At 60.1% G+C, this 8,813-nt stretch carries 8 protein-coding genes and 1 pseudogene; 1 reads left to right on the forward strand and 8 read right to left on the reverse strand.

Annotation, left to right across the window (positions count from 1 at the left end):
* Positions 1-74: 74 nt before the first annotated feature.
* Positions 75-1,769 (reverse strand): annotated as a pseudogene (locus EKA13_RS24540) (phosphoenolpyruvate carboxylase); the annotation flags it as partial.
* Positions 1,770-1,901: 132 nt separating this feature from the next.
* Here EKA13_RS24540 and EKA13_RS24545 point away from each other — a divergent pair.
* The gene (locus EKA13_RS24545) at positions 1,902-2,246 is read left to right on the forward strand and encodes a pilin assembly protein (RefSeq protein ID WP_065761722.1); all 345 of its coding nucleotides are present in this window, start codon (positions 1,902-1,904) and stop codon (positions 2,244-2,246) included.
* Between the two features lie 52 nt (positions 2,247-2,298).
* Here EKA13_RS24545 and EKA13_RS24550 read toward each other — a convergent pair whose 3' ends face one another.
* The 7 genes from EKA13_RS24550 to prfB all read right to left on the reverse strand — a co-directional run.
* Positions 2,299-2,625 (reverse strand): PA3694 family proteiin, encoded by a 327-nt coding sequence (locus EKA13_RS24550; protein WP_065761723.1) that lies wholly within the window; start codon positions 2,623-2,625, stop codon positions 2,299-2,301.
* Between the two features lie 2 nt (positions 2,626-2,627).
* The gene (locus EKA13_RS24555) at positions 2,628-3,545 is read right to left on the reverse strand and encodes an alpha/beta hydrolase (protein WP_065761724.1); all 918 of its coding nucleotides are present in this window, start codon (positions 3,543-3,545) and stop codon (positions 2,628-2,630) included.
* Positions 3,517-4,794 (reverse strand): flavohemoglobin expression-modulating QEGLA motif protein, encoded by a 1,278-nt coding sequence (locus tag EKA13_RS24560; protein WP_065761725.1) that lies wholly within the window; start codon positions 4,792-4,794, stop codon positions 3,517-3,519. Before EKA13_RS24560 ends, EKA13_RS24555 begins: the two co-directional genes overlap by 29 nt.
* A 24-nt stretch (positions 4,795-4,818) precedes the next feature.
* A complete protein-coding gene (locus EKA13_RS24565; RefSeq protein WP_065761726.1) occupies positions 4,819-5,364 on the reverse strand; it encodes a hypothetical protein in 546 nt (181 codons plus the stop codon).
* Positions 5,365-5,391: 27 nt separating this feature from the next.
* Positions 5,392-6,096 (reverse strand): TetR/AcrR family transcriptional regulator, encoded by a 705-nt coding sequence (locus EKA13_RS24570; protein WP_065761727.1) that lies wholly within the window; start codon positions 6,094-6,096, stop codon positions 5,392-5,394.
* A 102-nt stretch (positions 6,097-6,198) separates the two neighbouring features.
* Complete coding sequence (gene lysS / locus EKA13_RS24575) at positions 6,199-7,701, reverse strand: lysine--tRNA ligase (protein ID WP_065761728.1); 1,503 nt, start codon at positions 7,699-7,701, stop codon at positions 6,199-6,201.
* 74 nt (positions 7,702-7,775) lie between these two features.
* Positions 7,776-8,813, reverse strand: a 1,038-nt coding sequence (gene prfB / locus EKA13_RS24580; protein ID WP_083199901.1) for a peptide chain release factor 2, incomplete at its 5' end; no start/stop codon positions are given.

Below are 8,813 nucleotides of genomic sequence, written 5' to 3' on the forward strand. Positions count from 1 at the left end.
AACAGCCCTGACGAAAGGTGAATACCGCACGCCCTGCCACATCACGGGCACTGCGCACCGGGGGATGATCGGCCTCGACAGATCTCCACCAGGGTTTCCTGGGCACGGTACTGGGCCCAGGCCGCTGCCGTGGTACCGGCGTCCTTGGCCGAATCGGAGTAGCCGATCATCACTTCCTGAGGGCCGTGCAAACCCGCACGATAGCCCGGCAGCCCCAGCAGACGCTGCATGACCGGCCCGGCATTGTCCAGGTCGGCCAGTGTTTCGAACAACGGCACAACCCGCATCGGACGGGCAACACCCGCCTCCTTGAGCAGCAACTGTACCGCCAGCACGTCTGAAGCCGCGCCGGCCATGGAGATCACATAAGACCCCAGCGATGCCGCCGGGGCGGCAGCGATTTCACTGCAGGTCGCAAGCACTTCAGCCGTCTCGGCCTGAGGCCGGAAATGCCGTGGCAACAACGGACGACGGTTGTTCAGTTCGGTCTGCAGGAAGGCGATACGCGCCTCTTCATCCCAATCCTCATAGCGCCCCAGCCCCAGATAATCGGTGATCTCACTCAACGCCGAAGCGTGCCGTGCTGCGTCCTGACGCACATCCAGGCGCACCAGGAACAGGCCAAAGGTCACCGCCCGACGCAAGGTGTCGAGCAGCGGGCCATCAGCGATAACGCCCATGCCGCACTCATGCAACGACTCATAGCAGAGCCGCAACGGCTCAATCAGGTCGTGATTGTCGTGCAAGACCTCGGCGGATGCCGGTTGCGTAACAGCCAGTGACGACTGCGCCCAGCTTCGGGTTGCCCGCAGGCGCTCGCGCAGTTGCTTAAGCAACGCCCGGTAGGGTTCGGCATGCTCGCCCACCCTGGCCCGCAGCGCCGGGCTGGCCTGCTGCATGGACAACTCGGCGGCCAGAAAATCGACGTCTCGCAGGAACAGGTCTGCCGCCATCCAGCGGGCCAGCAACAGCACTTCGCGTGTGACCGTGGCGGTGACATTGGGGTTACCGTCACGGTCACCGCCCATCCACGAGGCAAATCGAATCGGCGCAGCCTCTAGCGGCAGGTGCAGACCCGTGGCCGCGAACAAGGCCTTGTCCGCCTTGCGCAGGTGGTTGGGGATAGCCTGCCAGAGCGAGTTCTCAATGACCGCAAAGCCCCATTTGGCTTCATCGACCGGGGTGGGTCGAGTACGGCGGATTTCTTCGGTATGCCAAGCCTCGGCAATCAACCGCTGCAGGCGCTCGCGGACCTGCGCACGCTCGGCAGGTGTCAGGTCGCGGTGGTCTTGAGCCGCCAACTGCGCGGCGATGGCATCGTACTTGTGAATCAAGGTACGGCGGGCGACTTCGGTCGGGTGCGCAGTAAGCACCAGTTCGATGCTCAGTTTGCCGAGCTGGCGGGCCAATGCGTCAGGGCTATGACCCGCCTTTTTCAGGCGATCGAGCAATTCGGGAAGCACCCTGGCCTCGAACGGCTCGGGCTGATCCGCGTCGCGGCGGCGGATCAACTGGTACTGTTCGGCGATGTTGGCCAGGTTGAGAAACTGGTTGAACGCTCGGGCCACCGGCAGCAACTCGTCCTCGGACAAGCCGTCGAGGCTGGAGCTCAGTTGCTCGGCACTGCCACTGCGGTCCGCCTTGGCGCTGCGACGAATGTCCTCGATTTTCTGCAGGAAAGCTTCGCCGTACTGTTCGCGTACGGTGTCCCCCAACAATTCGCCCAACAGATGGACGTCTTCACGCAAGCGCACATCAATACCAGTCATCAGCCTTCATCTCCAACGCGGGCAAACAGCGATGACATCAGAGTGCCGCAGTACCGCCTGTGCTTCAAGGCAGACCAAAGTGCGACCAGTAGCTACGCTGAAAGAAGGCCATCCGTCTTCAACGAGGTCACCATGAAAATCCGCGAACTTGCCCAGAACTGGGAACAGACCGCCACGGGGCGCATGAGCCCTACCGGTTATGTGTTGCACCTGGATGTCGAAGCCGCGGCGCGTCTGGCGGCGCTGGCCGAGATGTACCCCAAGCGTCAACCCGAGGAACTGCTCGGCGAACTGCTCGGCGCCGCGCTCGAAGAGCTGGAGGCCAGCTTCCCTTATGTCCGCGGTCAACAGGTCATCGAAACCGATGAAGAAGGCAATCCGTTGTATGAAGACATCGGGCCAACACCCCGGTTTCTAGCGTTGTCCCGACACTACCTGCAGACCTTAAGCGCGGAAAAAGAGGCGCCCAACGACTGAAACCGGTAGGTGCCGGGCTTGCCAGCGATAGGGACGCCGCCAATTGACGGTATTACTGTACCTGCTGCGGCGTCTCCTGCCCCATGCAACGCACCGCCTGCTTCTTGTTGTCGACCAGTACGCCGGTCAGGCCCTTCTGCTGGGTGTCGAACAGCACCAACACGCCATCGATGCATTGCGCCACCTGTGGCGCCGGGCTGAGCGAAACCTTGTAGTCTTCACCGGGAACAGTCTTGAGCATGGTGAAGTCGGACAGCAGCAGCGCATCCTCCGGCTTGGCAAAATGCAGGTAGCCGTAATACCAAAGCGCACCGACAGTGCCAATGATGCTGCAGACACCGGTGATGATCAGCGGGATGGCGTTGCGTTCTTCACTCATTACTACTTCTCGTCAGGGTAATTGGGGACTTCGGCCAAACGTCGCAGTCCATTGAAATGTTCAGGGTCTTCCAGAAAGCGCAGCATTACCTTACGCCAAATCGGGTCGTTGAAGGTCTGCACATGACCACCACGGGTCAACTGCAGCACGCGCGGTGGTGGGGCCGCCTGATACAGACGGATACCATTGACCATGGGTACGGTGGTGTCGTCGATGCTGTGGTAGATCAACTTCGGAACCCCGGACAATTGCCCGACCGAGCGCACCGCGCTGTCGCCATCCGGCACCAGCCATGACAGCGGAACCTGCAAAGGCCAGGTCAACCAGGTCGAACTCAAGGCACTACGCCCGACATCCCGGTAACTGGCCGGCACTCCGTCGAAGACCATGGCCTTGAACCGATGTGATTGCTCAGGGTGTTGCGCCAGGTAATGGATGGCCAGGGCGCCACCCAGGCTTTGCCCCAGCAACACCAGCGGCTTGCCCTGCGCTTCAGGCGCCTGCTGCAGCCAGTCCATCGCCGCGGCAATGTCGTCATAGACTTCAGGCAAACTCGGCGTGCCTTCCGACAAGCCATAGCCCCGGTAGTCGATCATCAACACCTGATAGCCATGCTCCGGTAGCCACCAACTGCCGCCCAGGTGCAACGCCAGGTTGCCACCATTGCCATGCAGGTGAAGCACCGTCCCCTTGACCGCTACACCCTCCTTGGCCGGCAACCACCAACCATGCAGGCGCGTACCGTCTGCAGCGGTCAGGGTGAGGTCACGGTACTCAAGCTTGGCTCGCTTCGGCGTGAAGGGCTCGCCCGGCTCAGGGTAAAACAGCAAGGCACTGCAGCCGGCCAGACTCAACAGCACAAGAAGCAGGCACAGCGGCCTGCCAAGGACGTCAGAGAATGTTCGAGTAGTCGGCTTCAATACGGTCCAGGCTCAAGTGATTGAGGAAGTTGGAGAAGCACATCCAAGCCGACAGCGCGTTCAAGTCGCGGAACTGCTCGGGCAGGTACTTGGGCGGCTCCACCAGGCCTTCGTCGACCAATTGGCGCAGAGTCCGCATATCTTCCAGCGTCGTCTTGCCGCAAAACAGCAAAGGAATCTGCTCAAGCTTGCCTTTACGCACGGCCAACTGAATATAGTTGTAAACCATGATAAAGCCCTTGAGGTAGGACAAGTCCTTGGTAAATGGCAAGCCATTGGGCACCGAGCCACGAAACACGCGGCTGGCATTGCCATAGCTCTCCTGCATGCCAAACCCTTGAGCGCGAAAGAACTCGAACACCTGGAGGAAATCAGCCCCCTCCTCGACCATGTGAATGGCACGGGTGCGGTTGGTCAGCTTGCGCAGCCGGCTGGGGTAGGAGGCGAAAGCAATCACCTCCATGAGGATCGCTAGCCCCTCCTGGGTGACCGTGGAAGAAGGCGGGCCTTTGGACAGGAAGGTACAGATCGGCTGGTTCAGGCCGTTGAGGGTGGTGCCGACATGCACCAGCCCCTCATGGACCTCCAACGCGCGAACATCGCGGTTGTTGAACATCGCGTCAGCGCGGATCTTGATGTAGTCGGCACCGGCGGCCGCGTCGGCAACGATACCGTCCGACTCGAATACACGGATGGTCTCTTCCGCCTCACCGAACACCTTGTTCAAGCGATGCTGGAGTATCTCCACGGCCTGCTTGGCGGTAAGGTTCTTCGGCTCGTCCTTCAGGTCACCCAGGCAATCGATGTTGTTCAGGTAGTCGGAGAGCATCAGGCCCAGATCGGACAGGGTCGGGTCACCGGCATGAAAGGCATCGGATGCGGCGCCGTAGAGCTCCTGGGAGATCAGCCCGAAATCCTCGGTGCCGCGCGCTTCAAGCATGCGCACCACCATGCGGTACTCCTTGCACATGCGTCGCATGATCTGCCCGACCGGGTTGAACTGGCCAAGCTGGCGCGTAATGTCACGCTCGATGTTCTGAAACTCAAGCTTCACCGCACTGGAGTCAAAGGACAGTGGTCGACCTTGATAGTATTCACGGTCCACCTTCGGCAACTCTTTGCCCTTGGCCTTGAGGAACCCCTGGCGGATGCTATCGTCCCACTTCACCGCATCGAGCACGCGGATCGGCGTCTGTGCCTGAACAATGCGATCAGACAGGCCGCGTATCGTCTGCTGGTACTCGTCCACACCACACTCCTTGCTTCGAATCGGTTATTTGCCTGCGCGCTGAAACCGCGCGACTTCGATGAACAGATCGGAGTTGGCAGGGTCATCCAGGTAGGCAAAAACCTGCTGTGCAGGGCTGTCGATCAGGACACCCTCGCCATTATCTTCCGGCACTTCGTAGCGTTGACCGCTGAGAGCCTTCTGCTCCAACGCCTGGTTGATCCGTTCAACATCAAGGTTGTAGAGCACTAACTCGTTGCTACCGATCACGTCAAAACCGGCAATCAGGAAGTTTCCGCCGAGCTTTTTCGGCACACCAGCCGAGAAATACCAGCGATTACCGTGACGCGAGACCGTGAAGGTGTATTCCTGGCGTGGCTTGCCCTTGGCCGTGGCCACTGCCTTGTAGGCATTGCCCCCCGTGCGACTGATCAGCAGTTTCAAGGGTTCGCCCCAGGCATCCTTGCTGCTCCAGTTACCGAGCAACGCCTTGGGCGCCGGCTGATTCGCCGGAATGGGTTCATTGAAGGTAACCAGACAACCGCCAAGCAGTAAAAACGACAAGGCCAACAGCACACGCCAGGCTTTCATCAGGTTCTCCTTGAAATGGATCGTGCCTTAGACCGCAGCCAATACCAGATGCAGGTATCGCGTAAGAATAGCGAGCATCTGTGCTTCGGCGTGCGGTCGTTCAGCATCGAGCAGGCCCTGATATTCCATCTGCTCGATTATCGCCGTCAACACCAAGGCATCCTGCTGAGGTTCACGCGACCCCACGACCTGAAGCATCTGGCCCGCGCCGCGTAGCAAAATCTGCTCGTGCGACTTGACCAGCTCGGCCAATTTCGGACACAGCAGCGCCTCCTGGCGAAAGGCCTGCTCGGCCATCAGGAAGTTACGGCGGTTATGCAGTTGGCGTTGCACATACTCGCTCATCATCTTCGCCACTTCGTCGGCCAGGCGCGCTCGGGATTGTGGACTGCCGTCGCCCTGAGACAACAACTGACGCAACACCACTTCGGTGTGCTCCCAGAGCTTGGCCATGTACGCAGCGCTGCGCTCCACGTACTGGGCAAAACTGTCGATCAGCAGGTCTTCGATATCCTTGAAGTAGTAGGTGGTGGCCGACAAGGGCACCCCGGCCTCGGCGGCTACTGCACGATGCCGCACACCCCGCACGCCATCACGGACAACGATGCGCATCGCCGCGTCGAGAATCTCCTGACGACGCTGCTCACTGCCACGACGGCTCGCCTTGCGCCCCTGGTACTGAACACTTTCCGCCACCGCTGTGGCCACGCCAGCAGCACCTTGTTGAGCCATTGCAGGAGTCACTACAGGTCTACCTCTATGAATTACTGTCGATTCGATCAACTTATTGCGGGCAAGAAAAAGCCGCCCCGGAAGGCGGCTTGTTCAGTACGCTCAGGCCTGTGGGCGCATGTGCGGGAACAGGATCACGTCACGGATCGACGGCGAGTCAGTCAGCAGCATGACCAGGCGGTCGATACCAATGCCTTCACCGGCGGTAGGCGGCATGCCGTACTCCAGGGCACGTACGAAGTCGGCATCGTAGTGCATGGCTTCGTCGTCACCGGCATCCTTGTCGGCCACCTGCGCCATGAAGCGTTCGGCCTGGTCTTCGGCATCGTTGAGCTCGGAGTAGGCGTTGGCGATTTCACGGCCACCGATGAACAGCTCGAAACGGTCGGTGACGTTCGGGTTCTTGTTGTTGCGACGTGCCAATGGTGACACTTCGAACGGGTATTCGGTGATGAAGGTCGGCTGCTCGAGTTTATGCTCGACCAGTTCTTCGAAAATCATGGTCTGCAGCTTGCCCAGGCCCTCGAAACCTTTGACGTCGGCACCGGCCTTCTTGGCCAGGGCGCGCGCCTTGTCGATGTCCTGCAAGTCGGCAGCGGTGATTTCCGGGTTGTACTTGAGGATCGAATCGAACACAGAGATACGCTGGAACGGCTCGCCGAAATGGAACACCTTGCCCTGATACGGCACATCAGTGCTACCCAGAACCAGTTGCGCCAGTTCGCGGAACAGTTCTTCGGTGAGGTCCATGTTGTCTTCGTAATCGGCGTACGCCTGGTAGAACTCCAGCATGGTGAACTCAGGGTTGTGACGAGTCGACACACCTTCGTTACGGAAGTTGCGGTTGATCTCGAACACACGCTCGAAACCACCGACCACCAGGCGCTTGAGGTACAGCTCCGGGGCAATACGCAGGAACATTGGCAGGTCCAGCGCGTTGTGGTGGGTTTCAAACGGCTTGGCCGCGGCGCCGCCAGGGATGGTCTGCAGCATCGGCGTTTCGACTTCAAGGAAGTCGCGCTTGGCCAGGAAACTGCGGATGTGGCTGATGACCTGCGAACGAACGCGGAACGTCTGGCGGGTGTCTTCGTTGACGATCAGGTCAACGTAGCGCTGACGGTAGCGGGTTTCGGTATCGGTCAGGCCGTGGTGCTTGTCTGGCAGCGGGCGCAGCGACTTGGTCAGCAGGCGCACGTTGGTCATTTCCACGTACAGGTCGCCCTTGCCGGAACGCGCCAGGGTGCCTTCAGCGGCGATGATGTCGCCCAGGTCCCAGGTCTTGACCGCAGCCAGGGTTTCTTCCGGCAAGGTCTTGCGGTTGACGTAGACCTGGATACGACCGGTCATGTCCTGAATCACCATGAACGAACCACGGTTGAGCATGATACGGCCGGCAACCTTGACCGGGATCGCTGCAGCTTCCAGCTCTTCCTTGGTCTTGTCGACATACTGTTTCTGCAGGTCGTTGCAGTAGCTGTCACGGCGGAAGTCGTTGGGGAAGGCCTGACCCTGTTCGCGCACAGCGGCAAGTTTTTCCTTGCGCAGGGCGATCAGGTTGTTTTCTTCCTGTTGCAGGTCTTGCGGATCGAGTTGTAGGTCGCTCATGTCTTCACATTTTCCATCACGGGTTCGTTGCCCTCGCCCGTCGGGCGAGGGACTTGTGGCAGGTCTCGGAGGGGTTATAGCCCCTGCTTGAGACTGGCCTCCAGGTATTCGTCGAGATCGCCGTCGAGCACCTTGTCGCAGTCGCTGCGTTCGATGCCGGTACGCAGGTCCTTGATCCGCGATGCATCAAGCACGTAGGAACGGATCTGATGCCCCCAGCCAATATCGGACTTGCTGTCTTCAAGGGCCTGGGAGGCGGCGTTACGCTTCTGCATTTCCTGCTCGTACAACTTGGCCCGCAGCATTTTCATGGCGGTGTCCTTGTTGGCGTGCTGGGAGCGTTCGTTCTGGCAGCTGACCACGGTGTTGGTCGGGACGTGGGTAATCCGCACCGCCGAGTCGGTGGTGTTAACGTGCTGACCACCGGCACCGGACGAACGATAGGTATCGATTCGCAGGTCGGACGGGTTGATATCGATTTCGACCTTGTCGTCGATCTCGGGCGAGACGAACACCGCCGAGAACGAGGTATGACGGCGGTTGCCGGAGTCGAACGGGCTCTTGCGCACCAGGCGGTGAACACCGATCTCGGTGCGCAACCAGCCGAAGGCGTACTCACCCTTGATATGCAGGGTGGCGCCCTTGATACCGGCCACTTCGCCTTCGGACAGCTCCATGATCGTGGTATCGAAGCCGCGCTTGTCGGCCCAACGCAAGTACATGCGCAGCAGAATGTTGGCCCAATCCTGAGCCTCGGTACCGCCGGAACCGGCCTGGATGTCCAGGTAGGCGTTGTTCATGTCCATCTCGCCGCTGAACATGCGACGGAACTCGAGCTTCTCGAGCGCGACGCGCAGGCGGTCGAGTTCACTGACGACGTCCTCGACAGCGGCTTCGTCGTCTTCTTCAACGGCCATGTCCAGCAGGTCACGGCAATCGGCCAGGCCACCGGACATTTCGTCCAGGGTCTCGACGATCTGCGCCAGCATGGCGCGCTCACGGCCCAGTTCCTGGGCGTATTCGGGCTTGTTCCAGACGTTCGGGTCTTCAAGCTCGCGGTTGACTTCGATCAGGCGCTCATGCTTTTGATCGTAGTCAAAGATACCCCCGAA

It is taken from the genome of Pseudomonas defluvii (genome assembly GCF_001695625.1).
Classification (GTDB): Bacteria; Pseudomonadota; Gammaproteobacteria; order Pseudomonadales; family Pseudomonadaceae; genus Aquipseudomonas; species Aquipseudomonas defluvii.